Source organism: Fictibacillus sp. NRS-1165 (assembly GCF_050468105.1).
Lineage (GTDB): Bacteria > Bacillota > Bacilli > Bacillales > Fictibacillaceae > Fictibacillus_C > Fictibacillus_C terrinigri.
The window spans coordinates 1-21,791 of sequence record NZ_JBDPNU010000023.1 but is presented as its reverse complement, the minus strand read 5'-3'; the positions used below and the strand labels follow the sequence as shown (position 1 = coordinate 21,791).

24 protein-coding genes and 1 other annotated feature are annotated in these 21,791 nt (G+C 42.6%); of the genes, 8 read left to right on the top strand and 16 right to left on the bottom strand.

Annotated features, from left to right (window positions below; genetic code table 11):
- Positions 1–31: 31 nt before the first annotated feature.
- The 3 genes from spxA to ABHN01_RS09785 all read right to left on the bottom strand — a co-directional run bounded on the left by spxA (position 32) and on the right by ABHN01_RS09785 (position 1,385).
- The gene (gene spxA, locus ABHN01_RS09795) at positions 32–427 is read right to left on the bottom strand and encodes a transcriptional regulator SpxA (protein ID WP_429875383.1); all 396 of its coding nucleotides are present in this window, start codon (positions 425–427) and stop codon (positions 32–34) included.
- Between the two features lie 241 nt (positions 428–668).
- Positions 669–797 (bottom strand): hypothetical protein, encoded by a 129-nt coding sequence (locus ABHN01_RS09790; RefSeq protein WP_290399794.1) that lies wholly within the window; start codon positions 795–797, stop codon positions 669–671.
- Positions 798–821: 24 nt separating this feature from the next.
- Positions 822–1,385, bottom strand: coding sequence for a GNAT family N-acetyltransferase (locus ABHN01_RS09785; protein WP_429875382.1), 564 nt, complete (start codon positions 1,383–1,385; stop codon positions 822–824).
- A 141-nt stretch (positions 1,386–1,526) separates the two neighbouring features.
- Between ABHN01_RS09785 and ABHN01_RS09780 the strand changes: the two genes are divergently transcribed.
- The 3 genes from ABHN01_RS09780 (at position 1,527) to ABHN01_RS09770 (ending at position 4,235) form a co-directional block, all read left to right on the top strand.
- Positions 1,527–1,712, top strand: coding sequence for a hypothetical protein (locus tag ABHN01_RS09780; protein ID WP_429875381.1), 186 nt, complete (start codon positions 1,527–1,529; stop codon positions 1,710–1,712).
- 75 nt (positions 1,713–1,787) lie between these two features.
- Positions 1,788–3,542: a UbiD family decarboxylase gene (locus ABHN01_RS09775; protein WP_429875380.1), complete on the top strand. Its 1,755-nt coding sequence runs from the start codon at positions 1,788–1,790 to the stop codon at positions 3,540–3,542.
- 156 nt (positions 3,543–3,698) lie between these two features.
- A complete protein-coding gene (locus ABHN01_RS09770) occupies positions 3,699–4,235 on the top strand; it encodes an HD domain-containing protein (RefSeq protein WP_429875379.1) in 537 nt (178 codons plus the stop codon).
- Between the two features lie 34 nt (positions 4,236–4,269).
- Here the strand turns inward: ABHN01_RS09770 and ABHN01_RS09765 are convergent, their stop codons facing one another.
- The 6 genes from ABHN01_RS09765 to ABHN01_RS09740 form a co-directional block, all read right to left on the bottom strand.
- Entirely contained in the window at positions 4,270–5,121 is an 852-nt protein-coding gene (locus tag ABHN01_RS09765; protein ID WP_429875378.1) for a DegV family protein, read from the bottom strand.
- Between the two features lie 88 nt (positions 5,122–5,209).
- On the bottom strand, positions 5,210–6,211 hold the full coding sequence (locus tag ABHN01_RS09760; protein WP_429875377.1) for an ABC transporter ATP-binding protein: 1,002 nt from the start codon (positions 6,209–6,211) through the stop codon (positions 5,210–5,212).
- Positions 6,211–7,230, bottom strand: a complete 1,020-nt coding sequence (locus ABHN01_RS09755) for an ABC transporter ATP-binding protein (RefSeq protein ID WP_429875376.1) — start codon at positions 7,228–7,230, stop codon at positions 6,211–6,213. Before ABHN01_RS09755 ends, ABHN01_RS09760 begins: the two co-directional genes overlap by 1 nt.
- 11 nt (positions 7,231–7,241) lie before the next feature.
- Positions 7,242–8,255 (bottom strand): oligopeptide ABC transporter permease, encoded by a 1,014-nt coding sequence (gene opp3C, locus ABHN01_RS09750; protein WP_429875432.1) that lies wholly within the window; start codon positions 8,253–8,255, stop codon positions 7,242–7,244.
- A gap of 5 nt (positions 8,256–8,260) precedes the next feature.
- Complete coding sequence (gene opp3b, locus ABHN01_RS09745; RefSeq protein ID WP_429875375.1) at positions 8,261–9,190, bottom strand: oligopeptide ABC transporter permease; 930 nt, start codon at positions 9,188–9,190, stop codon at positions 8,261–8,263.
- Between the two features lie 187 nt (positions 9,191–9,377).
- Positions 9,378–11,063, bottom strand: coding sequence for a peptide ABC transporter substrate-binding protein (locus tag ABHN01_RS09740; RefSeq protein ID WP_429875374.1), 1,686 nt, complete (start codon positions 11,061–11,063; stop codon positions 9,378–9,380).
- Between the two features lie 417 nt (positions 11,064–11,480).
- Here ABHN01_RS09740 and ABHN01_RS09735 point away from each other — a divergent pair, with 417 nt between their 5' ends.
- Both ABHN01_RS09735 and trpS read left to right on the top strand, forming a co-directional pair.
- Positions 11,481–11,849: a DUF3899 domain-containing protein gene (locus tag ABHN01_RS09735; RefSeq protein WP_429875373.1), complete on the top strand. Its 369-nt coding sequence runs from the start codon at positions 11,481–11,483 to the stop codon at positions 11,847–11,849.
- A gap of 28 nt (positions 11,850–11,877) precedes the next feature.
- Positions 11,878–12,109, top strand: a binding site (T-box leader).
- Positions 12,110–12,173: 64 nt separating this feature from the next.
- Positions 12,174–13,163 carry a tryptophan--tRNA ligase gene (gene trpS, locus ABHN01_RS09730; RefSeq protein ID WP_429875372.1) on the top strand — a complete coding sequence of 330 codons (990 nt, stop codon included), beginning with the start codon at positions 12,174–12,176 and terminating at the stop codon, positions 13,161–13,163.
- 252 nt (positions 13,164–13,415) lie between these two features.
- On the opposite strand, the gene ABHN01_RS09725 is transcribed toward trpS, so the two are convergent.
- The 3 genes from ABHN01_RS09725 to ABHN01_RS09715 all read right to left on the bottom strand — a co-directional run bounded on the left by ABHN01_RS09725 (position 13,416) and on the right by ABHN01_RS09715 (position 16,639).
- On the bottom strand, positions 13,416–14,162 hold the full coding sequence (locus ABHN01_RS09725) for a YjbA family protein (RefSeq protein ID WP_290399806.1): 747 nt from the start codon (positions 14,160–14,162) through the stop codon (positions 13,416–13,418).
- A gap of 270 nt (positions 14,163–14,432) precedes the next feature.
- On the bottom strand, positions 14,433–15,674 hold the full coding sequence (gene fabF / locus ABHN01_RS09720) for a beta-ketoacyl-ACP synthase II (RefSeq protein ID WP_429875431.1): 1,242 nt from the start codon (positions 15,672–15,674) through the stop codon (positions 14,433–14,435).
- Positions 15,675–15,706: 32 nt separating this feature from the next.
- Entirely contained in the window at positions 15,707–16,639 is a 933-nt protein-coding gene (locus ABHN01_RS09715; protein ID WP_429875371.1) for a beta-ketoacyl-ACP synthase III, read from the bottom strand.
- 184 nt (positions 16,640–16,823) lie between these two features.
- Between ABHN01_RS09715 and ABHN01_RS09710 the strand changes: the two genes are divergently transcribed.
- On the top strand, positions 16,824–17,117 hold the full coding sequence (locus ABHN01_RS09710; protein WP_290399808.1) for a YppG family protein: 294 nt from the start codon (positions 16,824–16,826) through the stop codon (positions 17,115–17,117).
- A gap of 30 nt (positions 17,118–17,147) precedes the next feature.
- Here the strand turns inward: ABHN01_RS09710 and ABHN01_RS09705 are convergent, their stop codons facing one another.
- The 4 genes from ABHN01_RS09705 to ABHN01_RS09690 all read right to left on the bottom strand — a co-directional run bounded on the left by ABHN01_RS09705 (position 17,148) and on the right by ABHN01_RS09690 (position 20,158).
- Complete coding sequence (locus tag ABHN01_RS09705; protein ID WP_290399809.1) at positions 17,148–17,324, bottom strand: ComZ family protein; 177 nt, start codon at positions 17,322–17,324, stop codon at positions 17,148–17,150.
- Positions 17,321–18,307 (bottom strand): BMP family ABC transporter substrate-binding protein, encoded by a 987-nt coding sequence (locus ABHN01_RS09700; protein ID WP_429875370.1) that lies wholly within the window; start codon positions 18,305–18,307, stop codon positions 17,321–17,323. The genes ABHN01_RS09705 and ABHN01_RS09700 overlap by 4 nt, the downstream gene beginning before the upstream one ends.
- A gap of 92 nt (positions 18,308–18,399) precedes the next feature.
- Positions 18,400–19,302, bottom strand: a complete 903-nt coding sequence (locus ABHN01_RS09695; protein WP_429875369.1) for an NAD-dependent epimerase/dehydratase family protein — start codon at positions 19,300–19,302, stop codon at positions 18,400–18,402.
- A gap of 115 nt (positions 19,303–19,417) precedes the next feature.
- Positions 19,418–20,158 carry an alpha/beta hydrolase gene (locus ABHN01_RS09690; protein WP_429875368.1) on the bottom strand — a complete coding sequence of 247 codons (741 nt, stop codon included), beginning with the start codon at positions 20,156–20,158 and terminating at the stop codon, positions 19,418–19,420.
- Positions 20,159–20,329: 171 nt separating this feature from the next.
- Between ABHN01_RS09690 and ABHN01_RS09685 the strand changes: the two genes are divergently transcribed.
- Together ABHN01_RS09685 and ABHN01_RS09680 are read left to right on the top strand one after the other, a co-directional pair.
- Positions 20,330–20,512: a YjzD family protein gene (locus ABHN01_RS09685; RefSeq protein WP_290399813.1), complete on the top strand. Its 183-nt coding sequence runs from the start codon at positions 20,330–20,332 to the stop codon at positions 20,510–20,512.
- A 78-nt stretch (positions 20,513–20,590) separates the two neighbouring features.
- Positions 20,591–21,763 carry a M20 family metallopeptidase gene (locus ABHN01_RS09680; RefSeq protein ID WP_429875367.1) on the top strand — a complete coding sequence of 391 codons (1,173 nt, stop codon included), beginning with the start codon at positions 20,591–20,593 and terminating at the stop codon, positions 21,761–21,763.
- The last annotated feature ends 28 nt before the right edge of the window (positions 21,764–21,791 follow it).

Here is a 21,791-nt window from a genome sequence, read left to right as displayed (position 1 = left end):
CTTCTACAGAACTTAATCTGTAGAAGCTTTTTTAATTAACCATACGCTGTGCTTCGAGCAATTGATACGTACGGACTTTTCTAGGTAAAAACCTTCTGATTTCATCTTCATTGTAGCCTACCTGGAGTCGTTTTTCATCCATGATAATCGGCCGTCTTAAAAGTCCAGGATTGTCAGCAATAAGCTGATAAAGATCCTGAAGAGGCATGCTCTCAACATTCAGGTTTAATTCCTGAAATGTTTTTGAACGGGTAGAAATGATTTCATCCGTCCCATCCTCCGTCATTCGAAGGATTTGTTTAACTTCCTCTATACTCAAAGGCTCTGAAAAAATATTTCTTTCTTGGTATGAAATGTCGTTATCTTTTAACCACGCTTTTGCCTTACGACAAGATGTACAACTCGGCGAAGTAAATAAAGTAACCATATGGATCTTCTCCTTCCCCATCCTACTGATTTAACCCCTACTTTAAAATAGTTATTAAATCATATTTTTTATTATACTACATTTTCTTTAAACAAAAAAGGTCTTCACAAAAATATAATAAAACTTGTACAACACAACTTCATAACGTGTGCTCTCATTTATATAGACGTTTTACCCAGAAAAAAGTTTCATAAAACATAAAAAGAAATAGGATGAAAAAACTTTTCATCCTATACTTGCTTTATGCAATGGATTTGACTTGAGATGCAGGTCCTTTTTTAGGAACCGTAGATAAGCCTTTTAAATTCTTTTTGAGCATCTCTTTCAATAATTCGCGCTTGCTTTGTTTTTTCTTATCTTTGGCTTTCATGCAGATACCTCCTTGCCATAGAAATTACTCGGTTATGGCGTCTTTATCGTGCTGAAAGGTGAGCACATCGGCTACATCCTGATAAGCTCTGCCGTACAATTCTTTATCTTTGTACGTATGTATTTCATTATACGTCTTTTTCATGTTTTCATAAATACTTTCTTCACTTTCTCCCTTTGGCGCCCAATACAGAATCTCCATCACGTTCACTTTATCCGTAGCCAGTGATCTCCTTCGGTAACCGATTTTAGAGGCATGCTTAAACCCTTCACGCCGATAGAACCGCTGCCGTTTTTCAGTATCCGAGTCTTCATAATCAACCGGTTCCACTTCCAAGATGATGGGTTTTCCTTTTTCCTTCAGTTTTTGAAGCAGTTTCTTCCCTAACCCCTGACCGCGGGATTCTTTTGAAACAAACAAATAATCAATAAAAATAAAATCATCTAGCTCCACATACATCAAAACATGGTGTGGACCTTCATCTTTATGATAAATGTCTCCTTTATCTTCTAAAAGGAGTTCCATATGTTCCTGTGATTTCATTTCCTCAACGGGAAAGTACTGGTTTAATTTATCATACCAATTCATAGAGTCATGCCAGCTCCTAACTGTAGTTATTTAGTTATAGAGTAAGTAAAAGAAATCGTTTTAGTTTTCCCTCTTTCCAAAGGGATAAACATCTTATACAATAGAGAGAGGAAATGTATGCCTTTTCACCGGAGGGATAAGATGGTGCAGTTTTTCCGTGATTTACTGCTGCTCGCTATTTTCATCATTGGGCTGACTGCTTTTATGGGAATCATATCCCATTGGTTCTCGCTTAAAGTTTTCGGCGGCAAATCAGTATTTAAATTCGTAGAACGCTCAAAATCTTTTCAGTCCAATTGGAAAAACGTACAAAGAAGACACCAGTAAACAACTTCTGGCTTTACGAGAAGTTGTTTTTTTGTGAAGATAAAAAAAGAACATACATACTTGAGGTGGAGATTCATGCATATTAATTTGCGATCATTTATTGAACAGTTACGAAAAGAAAATGAAATCATTGAGATAAACGCCGAGGTCGACCCTTACCTCGAGATCCCGGAAATTCATCGAAGAATTATTGATGAACAGGGGCCTGCCCTTCTCTTTACAAATGTGAAAGGAAGCGATATACCCGTTGTGACCAATCTGTTTGGTACGATCCGCCGGGTTGAACTTGCCTTTGGCCCCAAACCAGAAGCTCTGGTCAAACAGCTGGTCGATTCCATCGATGACCTTCTCCCTCCATCTCCTGGGAAGTTGTGGGGCAAAAAAGGGATGATTAAAGACGTCCTTAAGATCGGAACAAGAAACATCAAACCTTCAAAAGCTCCGATCATGGAATCGTTCACGTCTGATGTAAACATGAAGAAGCTCCCTGCCCTGACCGGCTGGCACCTGGACAGCAACCCGTTTGTGACGCTTCCGCTCGTCTACACCGAGCATCCAGATAAACACGAGCATAATCTTGGTATGTATCGTATCGAGATCAAAGAAGAGAAAAAAACGGGTATTCACTGGCAAATCCACAAGGGAGGCGGCTTCCACCATTATGCCGCCGAACAAAAGAATGAAAACCTTCCTGTGACATTATTCCTTGGCGGACCGCCTGCTCTAGTGATCAGCGCCATTGCGCCTCTTCCTGAAGCAGTGCCTGAGCTTATGTTTTCTTCCATGCTCATGGGAGACAAGCTGAACCTTACACAAGCACCGGGTCATCCCCACCCGCTGATCGCGGAAGCCGAGTTTGCGTTTGGAGGATTTGTCCCGCCCCACATCCGAGAACCTGAGGGCCCGTTTGGCGACCATTACGGATATTATTCATGGGCACACGATTTCCCTGTTTTCAACGTGAATCGCATGTGGAAACGCAAAGACGCCATCTATCCCGCAACGGTGGTAGGTAAACCAAAACAGGAAGACTATTTTATCGGTGAATACCTTCAGCGACTCATGAGCCCGCTCTTTCCAGTAGTCATGAACGGGGTGAAACAGCTGTGGACTTATGCAGAGACCGGTTTCCATGCGCTTGCAGGAGCTGTAGTACGTGAATCGTATTATAAGGAAGGCCTCGCACACGCTTTTAGAATTATGGGTGAGGGACAGCTTACGTTAACCAAGTTCCTCATGGTAACTAACAAAGAAGTTGATCTTCAGGACTTCTCTCAGCTTCTTGAAGCCGTGTTGGAAAGATTCCTTCCTGAACGTGATCTGTTGATCCTTCACGATACATCGATGGATACGCTTGATTATACCGGCCGGAAATTCAATACCGGCAGCAAAGCCATCATGACAGGTCTTGGAGAGCCAGTACGAGAATTGAAACGTTTGTATGAAGGCGGAACGATTCCAGGCATTAATGACGTTCAGGCGTATTGCGGAGGCTGTTTATGTGTATCTGGCCCGGCATTTGACGAGGATCCAGAGTTTGGTGAAAGACTCCTTCGAACAGGAGAAGAGCAGCTTAACAACTGGCAGCTCGTATTTTTAGTGGACGATGCCTCCATCGCTGCAACACAGTCACAATTCTTATGGACAACGTTTACCCGTTTCGATCCGGCTTATGACCTCTACGCCAAACATGAAGTAGTACGCAACAAGATTAAATACAGCGGACCCATCATCATAGATGCGAGGATGAAACCTTTTTATCCCGAAACAGTGGAAACCAGGGAAGATATTGCCCAATTGGTTTCCAGACGGTGGAACGACTATTTTTAAATAAAAAAAAGGCTCACTTGAGCTTTTTTTTTGTTAGATTTTAAAACTATTTCATTGATTAAGACGTGAAACGGTGGTATAGTATTTAACAATATACATTTTTAGCATTTTCTCCTAGCCGATGGCTGGAGACTATTGCAGAAAGGAGAGAATCAAATGAGAAACGTAAAACTAACCGATCTTTTCCTTCATCCATCTGCTCAAAAGTATTTGGAACGTTCTGGACTTGTTCATGCGATTTCAACTGCATACCACGCGTTTTCACTCGCTAATGAGCATGGTGTCAACCCCGACCTGGCTACAAAAGCAGCACTTCTTCATGACATCGGCCATTACACCTGGTATACAAACGGCCAGTGGGATTACTCCCTCTATAAGGAAAATGACATTCATGCGATTAAAGGTGCTGAAAGAGCACATAAACTACTCATTGAGCTTGGAGAAGATCCTAAAAAAGCAAAAGAGATCGCTCTTGCCATTCTCCTTCATACGGATTCGTATTTACCCGAAGGGCATCTTCAGCTATTACCCCTTCAGCGTGTAGTCGCACTTGCGGATGAAGCGGATGAAGAGCCTGGCGGATTGCACCATTATCGTAAGCTTGACCAAAGAACGGCCTTAAACCGAATTAAAAAACTGGACCGATTGGTGGATGCTCATTATGAGACAAAAAATCTAAAACACTCCGTATAGATGATATCCATACGGAGTGTTTTCGTATATACTGTTAATGGAAGATAAAACCAATGGCATTTTCGCTGGCGTACGTCCCAATCGTACTTCCAAAACGGGTAAAAGAAATTGATTTAAACGCATGAAACGAAAACAGATCACCAAACTCCTTGATGACGTCCTCTTTGGACGGAAGACTATGAATGATAAAAAGCTCCTTTTCAGGATGCTTTTGCTTCCAATCATGAAGAAGCTCCATCAGCTTATTTAATCCTTTTTTCTTCCCTCTGTACTTTCCAACCGTTTCAACAATCCCATTTTGAACGGAAAGAAGAGGTTTTATATTTAGAAATTCAGCAATGGCTCCCTGGACCGCAGAAATCCTGCCGCCCTTTTTGACATTCTCCAAAGTTTCAAGTAATACATAACCCAGTATCGATTGTTTTTTCTCATTGATGCTCGCCACTATTTCGACAGCATTCTTGCCTTCCTGCACAAGCTTCTCTGCTTCCTTCAGCAAAACGTGAATTCCTGCAGAAGCCGTTCCTGTATCAATAATATGAACTTTATTCTGAACCGTTTCATCCAGCATCCCTTTCGCAATTCCAGCGCTTTGAACAGTACCGCTCAGATTCGATGAAAGCCCTAGATAAATCAGCTCGTTTCCTTTGTCAAGCTCAGAAAGAAAAACATCATAAAAAGCCTGAGGAGATGGCTGGCTTGTTTTTGGAAGACTTTCTTCTTTTGCCATCCGCTCATAAAATTCATCCATGCTAATATCAACACCATCTAAATAAAGGTCATCTTTGAACGTAATATTAAGCGGAACGATGACAAAAGGAACGGATAATGTATGATGCTCTACGCAGTAGTCGCTTGCACTATCCAGAATTAAAGTGATATTCATTCCATTACCTCGTTTCAAATAATCCTTATAACCCCTTTTAAAGATAACATAAAACGACCCCCTGATATACAGGAGATCGCGTTAACACCTAATGTTTGTTCTCATTGTTCAAATCATTGTCATAAAGATGGCATGCAACCCAGTGGCCTTCTCTAGCTTCCTGCCACTTTGGAACGGCGCTGGCACAAACATCCATGGCATGCGGGCAGCGCGTTCGGAAACGGCAGCCGCTTGGAGGGCTGATCGGGCTGGGAATATCCCCCTCAAGGATAATACGTTCCCGGCTGCGCTCTACTTCAGGATCCGGAACTGGAATCGCTGATAGAAGCGCTTGCGTATAAGGGTGAAGAGGCTCTTCGTAAAGCTCGTCACTTTCAGCAAGCTCGACAATGTTTCCAAGGTACATCACGCCTACACGGTCGGAAATATGCTTTACCATGGAAAGATCGTGGGCAATAAATAAATAAGTCAGCCCGCGTTCTTTTTGAAGTTTCATCATTAGGTTAACCACCTGTGCCTGGATGGATACGTCCAAGGCTGAAATCGGTTCGTCAGCAATGATGAAATCAGGGTCTACAGCAAGTGCACGGGCGATACCAATACGCTGGCGCTGTCCGCCTGAGAATTCATGAGGATAGCGGCTGGCATGAGCACGGTTAAGACCCACGGTTTCTAGAAGTTCATATACTCGCTCCATACGCTCCTTATCGTTCTTCGCGAGGCCGTGAATATCTATTCCCTCGGCAATAATATCTTTGATCGTCATCCTTGGATTTAAGGATGCATAGGGATCCTGGAATATCATTTGCATTTTGCGGTTAAACGATTTCAGTTCTTTTTTGGATTTCTTTCCGTGAACATCAACACCCTCGTATGAAACGTTGCCCGCTGTAGCTTCGTATAGGCGGATAATCGTTCTTCCAGTCGTTGATTTCCCGCAGCCAGATTCTCCAACAAGCCCGAGTGTTTCACCTTTATATATATCAAAGCTAACATCGTCTACTGCTTTCAGCACAGCATTCTTGCCAACATTAAAGTGCTTTTTCAGGTTCTTTACTTCTAATAGCTTTTCTCTTTCTACAACTGCCATTAACGGGCACCTCCTACTAATGCAGCTTCAGGCGGTTCTACTTTAGGCGCTCGCTCATCCAGCAGCCAGCAAGCCGCTTTATGCGTTGAGGTAACGTCTGAGGCATCCGGCATATGGTCCACACAAACCTGCATAGCATAAGGGCAGCGAGCTGCAAATGGGCAGCCCTTCGGCGGGTTAAGCAAGTTTGGAGGCGTACCAGGGATCGCCAGCAATTCTTTATCGTTCGTGTTTAATTTCGGCATGGAAGAAAGCAATCCCCATGTATATGGATGTTTAGGATTGTAAAACACTTCATCCGTTGTTCCTGTTTCAACAATCGTACCACCGTACATCACCGCTACCCTTTGAGAAAGGTTGGCTACGACACCAAGGTCATGGGTGATAAGTATAATCGCGGTTCCAGTTTTTTGCTGAAGATCTCTCATCAAATCAAGAATCTGAGCTTGAATTGTAACGTCAAGTGCGGTAGTGGGCTCATCCGCGATCAATACTTTAGGGTTACACGCAAGTGCGATAGCGATAACAACACGCTGTCTCATCCCACCAGAGAATTGGTGAGGATATTCTCCTATTCGAATTTCTGGATTTGGAATACCTACTAGCTTTAATAGATTGATCGCTCTTTCTTTCGCTTCGTTCTTAGATAAGTTCTGATGTTTACGAAGACCTTCCATGATTTGCTTTCCAACAGTCATCGTAGGATTTAGGGAAGTCATCGGATCTTGGAAAATCATTGAGATTTCAGAACCGCGGATTTTTTCCATCTCACGGTTAGAAAGCTTAGTAAGATCTCTTCCTTCAAAAAGGATTTCTCCTTCTTTAATTTCACTCGTTTTTTCAGGCAGCAATCGCATAATAGCTTTTGAAGTAACCGACTTGCCAGAGCCGGACTCTCCTACAATCGCAAGAGATTCGCCTTTTTCAAGGTGCAGGCTTACCCCGCGGACGGCTTTAACTTCTCCAGCAAACGTATGAAAGGAGACATTGACATTATTAAGTTCAAGTATATTTTTCATCTTTTCTCCCCCTATTTACGCATCTTAGGATCTAGTGCATCACGCAGTCCGTCACCCAATAGGTTGAAGCTGATCATGATCAATGAAATGATTACAGCCGGATATAATACTAGGTGAGGATAGATTTGCAGTGATTTAAACCCTTCGTTTACCAATGATCCTAGAGAAGCTGTCGGCGGAGCAATCCCTAATCCGATAAAACTCAGAAATGCTTCAAAGAAAATAGCATTCGGAATGGTAAACATGGATGTAATGATAATTGAACCCAAAATATTGGGGAACATGTGCTTTGTCAAAATTCTTGAGCTTTTTGCACCTAATGTTTGCGATGCCATTACAAACTCCTGGTTTTTCAGCTTTAATATTTGACCGCGGACAATACGAGCCATCGTGGTCCAGCCTGTTATAACAAGTGAAATAGTAATAGATAGAATACCTGGTTCCAATATTAAAATAAACAGGATAATAACAATCAAGTTCGGGATTCCGATTACAATTTCAATAATCCTTTGCATGATATTATCTGTCCGTCCGCCCCTGTAACCAGAAATCGCTCCATATGCAACACCGATAACCATATCAATTGCTGCAGCTAAAAATGCGATATATAAAGAGATTTGAGTTCCTTTCCAAACCCTTACAAATTGATCTCTTCCCAATGCATCAGTTCCAAACCAGTAATAGTTATCTTTCTGGTTCTTCATTTCATATTGATTTACGCCTCGGATATCTACTCCGTCAATGCCTAAAAAACCGACTTTTTCTAGAACCGGAATACGCGGCGGCAAATTCGCACGGCTTACATCCTGATCATCAAAACCATACTGGCTCAAAACAGGACCAAGAAAAGCGAACAACAGGATCACGGCGATGATTATTAAACCAGCAACCGATCCTTTGTTCTCAAATAGGCGTCTTCTGGCATCCTGCCAGAAAGAAGTGCTTTCCTCTGTAATTTTTTCAGAAGCTTCCATAGAGATGACCGCAGGCTGGAACAAGTCATTGTTTAGTTGTTTTTCTCGCATGCTCATTACCCCTTGCCTCCTGCAACCCTTATTCTCGGGTCAATAATTCCGTACAAAATGTCAACAATTAAAATAACAACGATAAAACAAACACTGTAAAAAATGGTGGTAGCCATGATAACCGGATAGTCATTCAGTGTGATGGATCCCACAAACTGAAACCCGAGTCCTGGGACTGCAAAGATTTTTTCAATGATCAGTGTCCCGGTAATCAGGTTGATCGCCAGCGGCCCCAAAATGGTAACAACCGGGATCAGCGCATTTCTTACCGAATGTTTATAGATAACGACTAATTTTGATAAACCCTTGGATTTAGCAGTTGTAATATAATCTTGTCCCAACACTTCTAGCATTTCCGTTCTCATGAACCTGGCAACAGTTGCTATAACAAAAACAGATAACGAAAGTGCTGGCAGAACATGATATTTCGGACCATCCCAAAGGGCTACCGGCAGCCAATCCAGCTTAACTCCCACGTAATATTGCAATAGACCGGCAAATACAAAGGAAGGGATCGATATTCCGAGTACTGCAAATAAAGACGACACATAATCGGCTGCAGTATTATGTCTTAAGGCAGCGACGATACCTAAAATCAGACCAATAATTGTTCCAAATATTGTAGCTTCAATACCTAAAACAGCAGAAGGCCCTATACGTTCAGCAATCATTGTGGACACCGGGCGATTATCATATTGGAATGAAACACCCATGTCTCCTTTAAGAAGATTCCCCATATAGTTAAAGTACTGCACAGGCACAGGATCATTAAGCCCGTACTTTTCATTCAAAATAAATTTTTGTGCATCCGTCAGCTTTTCTTCGTTGTTAAACGGAGAACCCGGCAGCAGCTTCATTAAGAAAAATGTAAATGAAGTAATGATAAATAGTGTGATCAGCATGTATAGCATACGTTTGAGTACGAAACGAACCACTATTGCACCTCCTAAAAATAAACCCCTACAAAATGCCTATATCTCTATAATATTCAAGTTGACAATATCCTACAATAGTTTTATTTGAATTTTCGACAAATTTCAACTTGTGGGACTTTTGCAGTTAAAAGGAGAGTATATGGCTTACTGACATATACTCTCCGCGTATAGCTATTTAACCAAATTTTTACTGAACATCCCAGTGTTTGTAGCTGTAATCTCCACCAAATGAGTGGTTGTGGATGTTTTTGATGTTAGATTTTGTGATGAACGCCAATCCGCGTTGGTACATTGGGCTGATCGCTGCATCTTCTTCGATCAAGATTTTTTCAGCCTCTTGCATCATATCCCAGCGCTTTTGAAGATCAGTTTCAGCTGATGCTTTTTTGATTAGCTCATCATACTTCTTGTTAGAGTAGTTCATTTCGTTGTGAGATCCGCCAGTAATGAACATATCTACGAAAGTCATTGGATCTGGATAGTCAGGACCCCAGCCAGCATAAGAAATGTCATAATCTAATTTTTCTTCAAGTTTAAGTTTTTGCTTAAACGGCTGTGGCTTAATTTTTAGAGATAGACCAGGAAGGTTCTTCTCAAGTTGGTTTTTGATGAATTGAGCATCCTTTTGTGCAGTATCGCTGTCATAGTTAAGCAGTGTAAGATCAACTTTTTTCGTTCCAAGCTCTTTTAAGCCTTTTTCCCAGTATTCTTTTGCTTTTGCAGCATCGCCTTTGTTAAGATCTCCGTTTTTCTCACGGAAGTCAGCTCCGTCTGGACCGTTAACAAATTTGGAAGGTACTAAGAAGAATGCTGGTACTGAACCGTTGTTCAAAAGAACATCAGTAAGCTGTTTTTTATCCCAGCCCATGTCTATAGCATGACGGATGTTTTCATTAGCCAAAGCTTTGTTCTTTTGGTTCATACGAAGGAAGAAAACTGTTGATTCAGGAACTGTGCTGAAGATGTCTTTCTTGTCTTTGTATTGGTCAACGTACTCTGCAGAAATGGAAGTGCGGTCTGCTTTTCCAGTTTCAAACAGGTTGATGCGCGTAGCTTCTTCTTTAACTACGTTAGTGTTGATTGTGTCAACTTTAACGTTCTTCTTGTCCCAATACTTTTCATTCTTTTTCATTACCCAGCCTTTTTCATGCTCCCATTTAGTAAGGGTGTAAGGCCCGTTGTAAAGTGCTTTGTCTGCTTCAAGAGCAAACTCTTTACCTTGCTCTTTAACGAATTTTTCGTTTTGCGGATAGAAAGTAGGGAATGAAAGAACCGCTTTCAAGTATGGTTTTGCACTGGTATCACCAGAGAATTTAACTTCTAGAGTATGATCGTCGATCGCTTTAACACCAAGCTGATCTGTTTTGTTGTACATTTTGTCTTCAGGGTTAAGGATTTTATCAGCATTCAAGATGCCTGCTACTTGGTAGATGAAAGAGTATTGAGTAGCTGTTTCTTTCGCTACTGCTTTTCTCCAAGCAAATACATAGTCATTTGCCGTTACCTTTTCACCATTGCTCCAGACTGCGTCATCACGCAGTTTGAATACCCATGTTTTCCCGCCGTCTTTTTCTTCAGGCTCACCAGTAATTCCTGCTGGTACAGGCTGATCTTTATCATCTAATGTGTAAAGACCTTCGTAAACGTTGTTTGCAACGTTTAGAGATACAGAGTCATCCGCCATGATATTATCAAGGTACGGGATCTCAGAAGTTTCCAAAAGGTTAAGAACCTTTTCTTTTGAACCTTCACCATCAGTTGTGCCGCTGGCTTTCTCTTTGCCATCTGAATCGCTCTTTCCGCTGCACGCAGAAAGGAAGACGCTCAATACGAGCACGATCGTCAGAAGTAGCGACCACTTTGTCTTCTTCATAGATTGACCTCCCCTTTTTCTGTTTACCTAATTAGTGGACCAAAGCTTCTCGAATTATCAGACATTTTGCCCACAACCGTATTATACAAGTTTTCTAACTATTATGCATATACTTTTTTTTACGACTTTTACAAAAAGCCCATAATATTTACGTTTTATTAACAAAAGATAGGTATAAAGTCCCTGCTTCGTCCGTCGTTTTCTTTCTGTTTTTAATACATTAATTTCCAAAAAAAACAGAAGTCTATCCTCCTTTATTACCCCACATCGGTTGCTGTTTTCCGGCAAAATTGCAACTAAAAGCACACCAAATGCCTAAAAGGAACATTTGTCACTGGGTATAAAGTATTGCTTCACTTCCAGGTTTTCATGGTAATATGTATAAAACAACTTGTATTTAAAGATAGGAGAAATTTGATGTCACGCTTGCCTTCGACTTGGTTATTGACCGCGGGATCTATATTGCTCGCCCTTGCCATAGAGTTTGTATCTGAGAAGAAAGTTCATTTCATTCATTTAATCAATAATCTATTCATGGTTTCACTGGCACTAATTATTATCGGGCTTGCATTGTTTGTTGTTAAAGGAGGATTTTTCGATCTCTTTTCCAGGGCCTTTAGAAAAGTACTAAAAAGTTTTTCTAAATCGGCAGAATATGCTGACAGCCAAGAAGCGCACTCCAACTTCGAACTTTCGGAGCGAATATCCGGCGATCTTGTGTTTCCGCTTCTCGCATCCGGTTTTTTCATGTTCCTGCTGAGTTGTCTTGTTGCAATTCTTGCATAACTTTTATATACTGTTTTTAATTAAATGATTTACGGCGATGAAAAAGAAAAGTACATGTTCTTGAAGCTTTCAGAGAGCCTGGATTTGGTGGAACCAGGCAGTGGATGAACATGGAATGGGCTTTTGAGCTCCTGTCTGAACTTTTCAGTAGGAACAGGCGTGTTTGTCCGCACGATAGAATGGGCACCGTATGATCGTACGGGTCTAAGTGATTCTTTATGAATAATTAAGGGTGGCACCGCGGTCCATTCGTCCCTTTTAACGGGATGAATGGGCCTTTTTGTATTGATTTTCAAAGTAAAATGTAAAGGAGCAGGATGTTTTATGGCAACGATATTTTCAGGCATACAGCCGAGTGGAACGATCACACTCGGCAACTATTTAGGAGCATTACAGCACTTTGTCGACTATCAGGAGGATAACCACTGCTATTTCTGTGTGGTTAACCAGCATGCGATTACCGTCCCTCAGGATCCGGTGCAGCTGAAAAAGAACATCAGAGGCCTTGCCGCATTGTACCTCGCAGTAGGTATTGATCCAGAGAAGTCTACCCTTTTCATTCAGTCGGATGTTCCGGCCCACGCGAAAATGGGATGGATCTTGCAGTGTATCTCCTATATCGGCGAACTCGAGCGAATGACCCAATTCAAAGACAAATCCAAAGGAAAAGATGCTGTTTCTGCAGGATTGTTGACGTATCCGCCGCTTATGGCTGCAGATATCCTGCTTTATGGCACTGAGCTTGTTCCAGTAGGAGACGATCAGAAACAGCATATTGAACTGACAAGAGATCTTGCCGAACGGTTTAATAAGAAATACCGTGAAATCTTCACGATCCCAGAGCCTCGAATCCCTAAGGTGGGAGCAAGAATCATGTCCCTTGTTGACCCGGTAAAAAAAATGAGCAAGTCCGATCCAAACATCAATGCCTTCATTTCAATACTGGATGATGAAGCAGCGATCACGAAAAAGATCAAACGCGCAACAACCGATTCTGAGGGAGTTGTGAAATTTGATAAAGAGAATAAGCCGGGGATCTCAAACCTCCTAACCATCTACTCTCTTTGCTCGGGAGAATCCATTTCCGAGTTAGAGAGCAAATATGAAGGTAAAGGTTATGGAGAATTTAAAGAAGGCACAGCCAAAGCGATTGTCGAACGATTAAAACCCATTCAAGACCGTTACTACAGTCTCATTGAATCTGATGAACTGGACCAGATCCTTGATCAGGGTGCTGAAAAAGCGAACAGGGCAGCCAACAAAATGCTCAATAAAGCTGAACGCGCGATGGGCTTGGCAAGAAAGCGTGTGTAATTTGGGATTTCATTGTGAAACCTCCACTGCAAGTGGAGGTTTTTTGTATTGGGTGAACTTTAGAGGGGAAAATCGGACTTAATTGAGCTAACTCTTAATAATTGAGCAAAATCCCATGTGAATTGAGCGTAACCCCAGATTATTGATCCTAACTGAAAATTCTCACAGCTCCCCTATGCCTGGATTCCCCTCCTACCATGCAAACTAAAGGAGACTCTCTTGATGACGAGAGTCTCCTTTTGCTGCTCATTTTTAGTTTACATGTGTTCCGTTCTCAAGCTCCCAGATTTTCTCGAAATAAGGCTGCCCTTTTACTAATCGTTCACAGATCGCGTAATGCTGATCGCTCCAGCCGTCTTTAATTTCAGAATAGAGAGCTTCCCACGCCTCTTCAAATTCCATCCTCTGGATTGCCATGTAGTTCTCCGGCATCCACTCCGTATACCAATACCTGACTTCTGCTACATTTTTCGTTGTATGTAGCTGGTCCAGTACCATAAACAGGAGCTGCTTTAACTGCCTTTCTTTTCGTGTGAGCCCTCGCATGATGATGGGTTCGGGTGAGAGGATATGATGCTCTTTTTCTCTGATTTCCGGTTTGAATGTATAAGTGGCGGTCTCCATTTGTTCGGCCATTTCATAAACGAGCTGCTCCTGTCTAGGAATCAAACGGCTTTTACGGATCGGAATGCGGTAGCCCATCGTGTCGATCACCATGGTTTTCTTCTCATCCGTAATAATAAAACAATGATCAAGCTGCACTCTCTGGTTGTTTTTTCTTACGTATGCTTTTTGGTGGACTTCATCTAAAAGAGAATCCGGAAGATCGCTAAGTTCATTTTCAATATAATGAAAGAGTGACGAGTCGATTTTTACGATAGGAACTTGATCCAGCAGTTCAATGAAATCATCCTTCCTCCACTCATGGAACTCACAAACGTTATAGCCGTTTTCTTCACCTTCAAACCAATTCACCCAAACATCTCGTAAATATAACATCTGCAACCCCTCGCTTAACCGTTTTGTTAAAAACAGTATAGTCATAGGTTGTCCAATTTATTCTTTGGGCTGGGAATAATTATCCCTTCATCAAGGACAAAAACCCTGGTTAATAAATCAACCAGGGGTTTTTTACTATACACAGAACTGGTGGCTGTAAACCAGCCGTCATTTTGTACTTTCACAAAAATGATGGTTGATAAAAACAGCCATCATTTTGTACTTTCAACAAAAATGATGGTTGATAAAAACAACCATCATTTTGTACTATTACTCACTATATTTTTTAAAGATCAGGGTTGCGTTGTGCCCGCCGAATCCTAAAGAGTTGCTGAGAACGGCGTTAACTTCTGCTTTTCTCGCTTCGTTAGGAACGTAGTCGAGGTCACACTCTGGATCTGGAGTTTCATAGTTAATCGTAGGTGGAATAATTCCTTCATTAATGGCTTTTACTGAGAAGATGGCTTCAATACCACCAGCAGCTCCCAAAAGATGCCCCGTCATTGATTTTGTAGAGCTGACTGCCACTTTGTAGGCATGCTCGCCAAATACTTCTTTAATCGCCATCGTTTCAAACTTATCGTTATAGTCTGTGCTTGTTCCATGTGCATTGATGTAGTCGATGTCTTCTTTTGAGAGGCCGCTGTCCTCTACCGCCTGTGCCATCGCTCTCACACCGCCTTCTCCGCCTGGAGCTGGTGCGGTGATATGATGAGCATCCCCAGTGCCCGCGTAGCCTACGATTTCTGCATATATTTTTGCTCCGCGTTTTTGTGCGAACTCCAGATCTTCAAGAATAAGTATACCCGCACCCTCTCCGATGACAAAACCGCTGCGGTTCGCATCAAAAGGGCGGCTTGCCGTTGCAGGATCCTCATTGTAGGAAAGTGCCCCGGCCTGGCAGAAACCTGCAAGTGCCATATCTGTGATCGGTGCTTCTGTACCCCCGCAGATCATGGCATCAGCATCTCCGCGCTGGATGACTTTAAATGCGTCGCCAATGGAGTTTGCACCTGATGCACAGGCGGTAACCGTACAAGAGTTCATTCCTTTTGCCCCAAGGATGATGGAAACCTGGCCGGCAGCCATGTCGGGAATCATCATCGGCACAAAGAACGGACTGACCCTTCTGTAGCCTTTTTTCTCAAATACACGGAACTGTTCTTCATGCGTATCCATTCCGCCAATCCCTGAACCAATCCACACTCCAACCCGAGGAGCGATCTCATCGGTAATGTCAAGATTTGCATCAGCTACTGCCATTTTGGAAGCAGCTACCGCGAACTGGGTGAAACGGTCCATCTTCCTTGCATCTTTGCGGTCCATAAATTCCTGAGGATCGAATTCAGTCGCTTCTGCTGCTACTTTTACCGGAAACTTCTCAGCGTCCCTGCGGGTTAATGGGCCTACTCCGGATTCACCTGCAATAATACGGTTCCAAGTTTCTTCAACACTATTTCCAAGGGGAGAAATGGCTCCCATTCCTGTAATTACTACGCGTCTTTTCATTATCAATCAACTCTCCTTTGAAGAATAGTTAGCTATTACCTGCCCCAGCGAAGCGCGACAGCACCCCATGTAAGGCCGCCTCCAAATCCAACGAGGACTAACAGATCATCATCTTTTATCTTACCATCTTTCAACGCATCAGAAATAGCCATTGGGATGGAAGCAGATGAAGTATTTCCATATTTGTTGACGGTAACCGCCATCTTCTCTTTTGGAAGCTCCAGACGCTGCCTTGACGCTTCCATGATCCGTATGTTGGCTTGATGCGGAATAAGGTAATCAACATCATCTTTGGTTAAGCCAGCCTTTTCAACCACGTTCATTGATGACTCACCCATTTGGCGGACAGCAAATTTAAAGACTTCCCGGCCATTCATAAAGAGATATTCATCCTGATAAAGGTGTTTTGCTCCTCTTCCGTCAGAACCGAGTTCAAAGGAAAGGATTCCTCTGCCTTCTGATACTTTGGACATGACAGCAGCTCCTGCTCCGTCACCGAAAAGCACGGCAGTGTTCCTGTCGCTCCAGTCTGTGATTTTGGACAGTTTTTCAGCACCTACGACAAGCACATTTTTATACGTGCCCGATTCAATGAATTGTTTGGCGATGACCATTCCATACATGAATCCGGAGCATGCTGCACTAATATCCATCGAAACAGCGTTTACAGCACCAAGGCGTTCCTGGATCAGACAGGCAACAGAAGGAAACGGATTATCCGGTGTAACCGTCGCAACGACAATCAAATCGATGTCTTCCGCATTCAATTCGGCGTCCTTCAATGCCTCTCTTGCCGCATGTTCAGACATGTGAGATGTATTAACATCGTCAGCTGCTATCCTGCGCTCTTCTATTCCTGTTCGTGTGCGAATCCATTCATCACTTGTATCTACCATTTTTTCCAAATCAAAATTTGTTAACACTTTTTCAGGGACATAAGCACCTAAGCCTATTATTCCAGCATTCATGTCATTACCCCTTTGGTTTATTTTTATATGATTTCTTAGTATCAATTTTTAAGACCTGGTACCAATGTAAGGTATTTTTTGTTTTTTGTCCAGTCCCCGAGATTCCCGGGACAAGATACCAACCGAATGTTGAGGCATATCCTAGAGAGAGATGTAATCAGTCTGAAAAACAGGAGTGGTACATGTGAATGATCCTCGCTATGGGCATCCTTCACCTAGGCGGTCCAGGCCGCCGATGATGCATGCTAGAAGCCCTTTTCCTCCTCCGCGGCAAACAAGGGAACAGCCTCCTAGTGAACCGCCGCCATTTATACCGATGGCTTACCGCCAGCCCTTTCAGCGCCCCAATCCTTTGTTAAGTGCATTCCGGACGAACGACGGAGCCTTTGATTATAACAAGCTGATGGCTGTTATCGACCAGACCGTTAAAGTGGCACAGCAAGTATCTCCGCTTTTGAACGCCTTTAAGAAAAAGTAGAGGAGCCAACCAGTTGGCTCCTTTTCTGTATTATTGATCTTGTTTACCCAATTCATAAGCGTCATTCATCACTTTGAGGAGAAGATTCAGCATCGGCTGGATGTCTTCCATGGAAAGCTCCATCCCTTTTTTCTCCAAAAGCTCTTTTCCTTCCGGCAGGTGCTTCATCGCAATCTGCATAAATTTCATGTTGAGTTCCTGATTCATTGTTCATCCTCCAGTACATGTTCCTTCATGATTTTTCCATTGGGGAGTTTTCCGGTTTTTTTGTACTCATTAATGTCCTGTTTTAATTTTTTTTCAAAAGATGCAGGCACTAGCGGGCTGAATCTGCCCAAAGAAATGGCTTTTTCTTTAAAACCGTATTGCAGGTTACCGGATTTCAGACGGCCTTCATTAAATTGATCAGCGATATATCCATATACATATTCTACATTTTGAACCGTACTTGTCAGCACAGTAGCACGGCCAAGATCGGATTGATCAGAAACATAACCAACGGCGTACAGCGCATTGTTTTTTACTTCCTCTATAACAGGGATGGTAAATCCGTCTCCTGCAGGATAAAAAACATCTGCGCCGGCAGCCTTCATCTTCCGGAAGGAACTGATTGCCTTTTGCTCATCCCTCCAGCTGTGAATCACATGCTTATCCACTTTGATCCTCGGCTTTTGATATTTCGCCCCTTCGATAAAACCGTTGATTTCAGGCTGCCAATCCTGGGCTGCAATCACACCGAGATGATCGGTACGGCTCATTTTCGCTGCCGCCATTCCAGCGAAAAAACCCATTCCATATGAGTTGAAATGAATGCTAGTTACGTTTTCTCCGTGGACTTTACCATTGAAGCTGACAAAGTGCATCTTGGGATAATCACCGCTGATCTGGTCAAAGATATCCGCATAAATTTGACCGTGCCCAAACACGAGATTAACCTTTTTCTTTTGAAACCCTTTTACTGCTTTAAGCACCTGGCTTTTTGTTTCTATTTTCTCTTTATAAAAAACTTCATTCCCATATGTATCCTGAATCTTTAAAAGGCCTTTGTATCCTTTGTCACCCCAGCCCTGGTCATTGATCGTATCCTGAATCAGGAGCCCTGTGTTTTGAAGATTCTGTGAAGATTTTTCTTGGCATCCTGTGAGACCTAACAGTATACAAGCCGCCAGGAGCAAAACTTTTATCTGCATTTCAAACGTTCACTCCCATTTCCTCGCTTGCCGGATATCCCCTTTAATAGTATAAAGAATAAATAAAAAAAGGGAAAACATATTTTCCCTTTTTAAGCCTTGAACCTATTTTTCAGCCTTTGTTTGCTGTGCTGGATCTGTTTTTCCAATCCCTCTTCTATTTTTACACCTGAGCGGAAGCCAAGTTCTTTAGCCGCCTTCTCTCCAAGCACTACCATGTTTCTCTTTTCATGCGGGATTTCATCATCTCTTACCGATAAAAGCTTTAATCCTTTGCGCCATTCCCCGCTTGTTCCGCTTCCGATGTTATAGATGACATTTCTGCTCTCATGTTCTGCAGCCAGACATAAAGCTTGAACTGCATCTTCGACGTATATGGCATCCTCTGTTACGGAATCTTTTTTTAATGTCCTGATTTTGCGCTCCCCTTCATCCGCATTAATGATCTGCTGGAATGTCATTTCCTCAGGCTGCCATGGGCCATATACTGTTGGGAATCTGAGGATCACATATGGGAACTGCTTTTTAGCAGCTGCCATCCGAATATAATTTTCTTCTGTAAGCTTTATCAAGCCATACATCGTTTCAGGATTCGCAGCAGAGTTCTCTGTCACTTCGCCAGTTTTTTTTCCATACACATCATATGAAGAGGAAAAGACGAATTTCTTTTTCCCGCCCTCTATGGCTTGGGCAAGAAGTCTCAAGTAATGAACGTGCTCCTTTACTTTAGCCTCAATATCTTTCCATTGTTCATTAGGCTGAATTCCACAGGCCAGGTGAAAGATTACATCCACTCTGTGCATTAACTTTGATAAATCTACTTGTTCAATTCTTTCATTGATCAATTCAAAATTTGCATTTCTTCCTATATAGTCTAACTTTTCGGTTGTTGGAGACCCATCGATCCCGATGACTTCTATTTCATCCTCTAAAAGCCTGGTGCATAAGTGAGAGCCGATAAAGCCTGCTGCTCCTGTAACGAGTGCTCGCTTCATGAACAATCCTCCGTTCTTTTTCCTTCTCTATATCGTATTTTTCATCTTACGGAGTATGCATCTTAAGAAAAGCGGAAGCGCCATGCTATGAATTAAAAAAACCTGCAGCCTAACGTTACAGGATGGACTCGAAGCGGCTGAAAAATTTAGGGATAGCAGTATACCGTTCAGCACTTTTTCCCGGCATCTGTATGGTTAGCGTTACGTAGAACCCTTTTTCAAGACATGAATTTTCAAACGGCCTTCCGTGCACTTTTAATGGGTACACCGAACCGGTTGCATCATGAAAGATGTTGATCGGCACATTTCGTTTTAACGTGAAACGGGACATCTCCTTCTCCAACAGTCCATCGATCTGTTCAATTTCAACTCGGTAAGCCTGGCTGATTTCTTTACGGATTCGTTTTAAGAACAATTTGTTCTGCTTCTCTTGCTGAAAATGCCCTTTTAAATCCAAGCAAGGATTAATTAATATGGCTGAGCGGATATACCCGTCCATATCATTGATAAAGTCAATGGCCGTTAATGAGCCCATCCCTTCAGCAAGAATATGAATTTTAGGATTTAGAACCTCATACTTCAACACATAGCGATAGACTCTTCTGGCAAGATTGACGGCCTCAGGATTTCCCCAATTGCGGCCGTATAAATGAGAATAAAAAACAGTGTAGCCCATTTTCATCAGTGTTTGGATGAGCGTGAAACGTTCACTGTTCTGTTTCCATAAACTTGTATGATTATCAACAAAATGATTGCAGTCTCCGAATATCATGACAGCAAAACCGTTTGGCTGTTCAGGAAGATGTATTGTATTCCATTGTCCATCTAGGCTGAAAGATCTCTCTTCGATACTCACTTTTCTCCCCTCATCCAAAGTTTTCTTACTTATTCTATGTCCGTTCTGTGAAAGAGGAGAAGGGATATGCCTATTCTTGCAGGATTTCCTAAAACAATTAAAGACAAAACATTAATTATTTGTTACTATATCATGAGAAGAACTCGTTTACACAAAGCTGAGGTGAACTAAATGCGCTATTTCTGGACATTAATCTGGTCATTACTTTTAAGCAACATGGCATTTTACGTACTGGCTTCCATGCAGGGCGGAGCATTCGACTTCGCAAAAGCTTCAACCTTCGGCGTGGTCTTTGCCGTATTTATTTTGATTATCGGTGCAGTGCTTCCTAATGAAGCTGAAACTGCAGAATAACCAAGATAGCAGCCCATCACATCAGTGAAGGGCTTTTTTTCATACATATATAATAGGAACTTTACAGGAGGTTATTGAATGAAAGAATCCATTACAGCTTTTCTGGATGGCAATTATACTCTTTTTAAAGATGTCGCCCGATACATTTGGGAGCATCCGGAGCTCGGCTATGATGAGCATCAGTCATCTTATAAACTCATCGAGACATTAGCATCTTTCGGTTTTGTGGTCGAGCAGAACATTGATGGAATGGAAACGGCATTTATTGCGGTGTATGACAGTGGAAGACCCGGACCTTCCATCAGCTTCTTAGCAGAATATGATGCCCTGCCCGAGATTGGCCATGCGTGCGGCCATAATTTGATCGGAACAATGAGTACGGCTGCCGGGATTGCGCTGAGCCGGGTGGTCACCGCAACCGGAGGCAAAGTGCTTGTTTACGGTACCCCTGCAGAAGAGACTGGCGGAGCTAAGGTTGCCTTGGCTGAAAAGGGTTATTTCAGCCGAACAGACGCTGCACTCATGTGCCATCCATACAAATCTTATGAGAGAAGTGGATCCAGCATGGCAATGGAAGCTTTGCAATTTGATTTTAAGGGAAAGTCGGCTCACGCTGCAGCATCTCCTCATGAGGGAATCAACGCTTTAGATGCGGTGATTTCATTGTTTAACAATGTGAATGCACTAAGACAGCAAGTAACCCCTAATGTCCGGATCCATGGGGTGATCACTCAGGGCGGAACTGTTCCGAATGTGATACCCGATCGGACACAGGCTAAATTTTATGTTCGTGCATCTACGGTTGAACAGTTGCCAGACCTTGTAAGAAGAGTGAAGGATTGTGCTGCTGGAGCGGCATTGGGAACAGGCTGTGAATGGGACTTCTCTCATTATGAGCTCGGATACGCTAATCTTCTGACAAACACAGCCATGTCTGATGCATTCACTAACAATCTTGTATCACTGGGCATTCCGCTTGAGGACATTGAAACAGGAAATGATCATGGCTCGCTTGATTTAGGAAATGTGAGCCAGATTGTACCGTCCATCCATCCCTACATTAAGATTACGGATGGCCTTCACAATCTCCATACGAAGGAATTCTGTGCTGCGGCAAATTCAGAGCAGGGCTATGAAGGCATGCTGATCGGCGCAAAATCACTGGCTTTGACCGGCTTTGATCTTTTGACAGATCCAAAACTTCTAAAGGCGGTCAAAGAAGAATTCGAAAACCGCGAAAAAAGGACCTGATATTCAGGTCCTTTCAGCTTGTAGACAA

Bases quoted from the DNA above. Each gene is read 5' to 3' on its own strand.
- spxA (WP_429875383.1), bottom strand. From the start codon at position 427: ATGGTTACTTTATTTACTTCGCCGAGTTGTACATCTTGTCGTAAGGCA.
- ABHN01_RS09790 (WP_290399794.1), bottom strand. From the start codon at position 797: ATGAAAGCCAAAGATAAGAAAAAACAAAGCAAGCGCGAATTATTGAAA.
- ABHN01_RS09785 (WP_429875382.1), bottom strand. From the start codon at position 1,385: ATGAATTGGTATGATAAATTAAACCAGTACTTTCCCGTTGAGGAAATG.
- ABHN01_RS09780 (WP_429875381.1), top strand. From the start codon at position 1,527: ATGGTGCAGTTTTTCCGTGATTTACTGCTGCTCGCTATTTTCATCATT.
- ABHN01_RS09775 (WP_429875380.1), top strand. From the start codon at position 1,788: ATGCATATTAATTTGCGATCATTTATTGAACAGTTACGAAAAGAAAAT.
- ABHN01_RS09770 (WP_429875379.1), top strand. From the start codon at position 3,699: ATGAGAAACGTAAAACTAACCGATCTTTTCCTTCATCCATCTGCTCAA.
- ABHN01_RS09765 (WP_429875378.1), bottom strand. From the start codon at position 5,121: ATGAATATCACTTTAATTCTGGATAGTGCAAGCGACTACTGCGTAGAG.
- ABHN01_RS09760 (WP_429875377.1), bottom strand. From the start codon at position 6,211: ATGGCAGTTGTAGAAAGAGAAAAGCTATTAGAAGTAAAGAACCTGAAA.
- ABHN01_RS09755 (WP_429875376.1), bottom strand. From the start codon at position 7,230: ATGAAAAATATACTTGAACTTAATAATGTCAATGTCTCCTTTCATACG.
- opp3C (WP_429875432.1), bottom strand. From the start codon at position 8,255: ATGCGAGAAAAACAACTAAACAATGACTTGTTCCAGCCTGCGGTCATC.
- ABHN01_RS09740 (WP_429875374.1), bottom strand. From the start codon at position 11,063: ATGAAGAAGACAAAGTGGTCGCTACTTCTGACGATCGTGCTCGTATTG.
- ABHN01_RS09735 (WP_429875373.1), top strand. From the start codon at position 11,481: ATGTCACGCTTGCCTTCGACTTGGTTATTGACCGCGGGATCTATATTG.
- trpS (WP_429875372.1), top strand. From the start codon at position 12,174: ATGGCAACGATATTTTCAGGCATACAGCCGAGTGGAACGATCACACTC.
- ABHN01_RS09725 (WP_290399806.1), bottom strand. From the start codon at position 14,162: ATGTTATATTTACGAGATGTTTGGGTGAATTGGTTTGAAGGTGAAGAA.
- ABHN01_RS09715 (WP_429875371.1), bottom strand. From the start codon at position 16,639: ATGAATGCTGGAATAATAGGCTTAGGTGCTTATGTCCCTGAAAAAGTG.
- ABHN01_RS09705 (WP_290399809.1), bottom strand. From the start codon at position 17,324: ATGAATCAGGAACTCAACATGAAATTTATGCAGATTGCGATGAAGCAC.
- ABHN01_RS09700 (WP_429875370.1), bottom strand. From the start codon at position 18,307: ATGCAGATAAAAGTTTTGCTCCTGGCGGCTTGTATACTGTTAGGTCTC.
- ABHN01_RS09695 (WP_429875369.1), bottom strand. From the start codon at position 19,302: ATGAAGCGAGCACTCGTTACAGGAGCAGCAGGCTTTATCGGCTCTCAC.
- ABHN01_RS09685 (WP_290399813.1), top strand. From the start codon at position 20,330: ATGCGCTATTTCTGGACATTAATCTGGTCATTACTTTTAAGCAACATG.
- ABHN01_RS09680 (WP_429875367.1), top strand. From the start codon at position 20,591: ATGAAAGAATCCATTACAGCTTTTCTGGATGGCAATTATACTCTTTTT.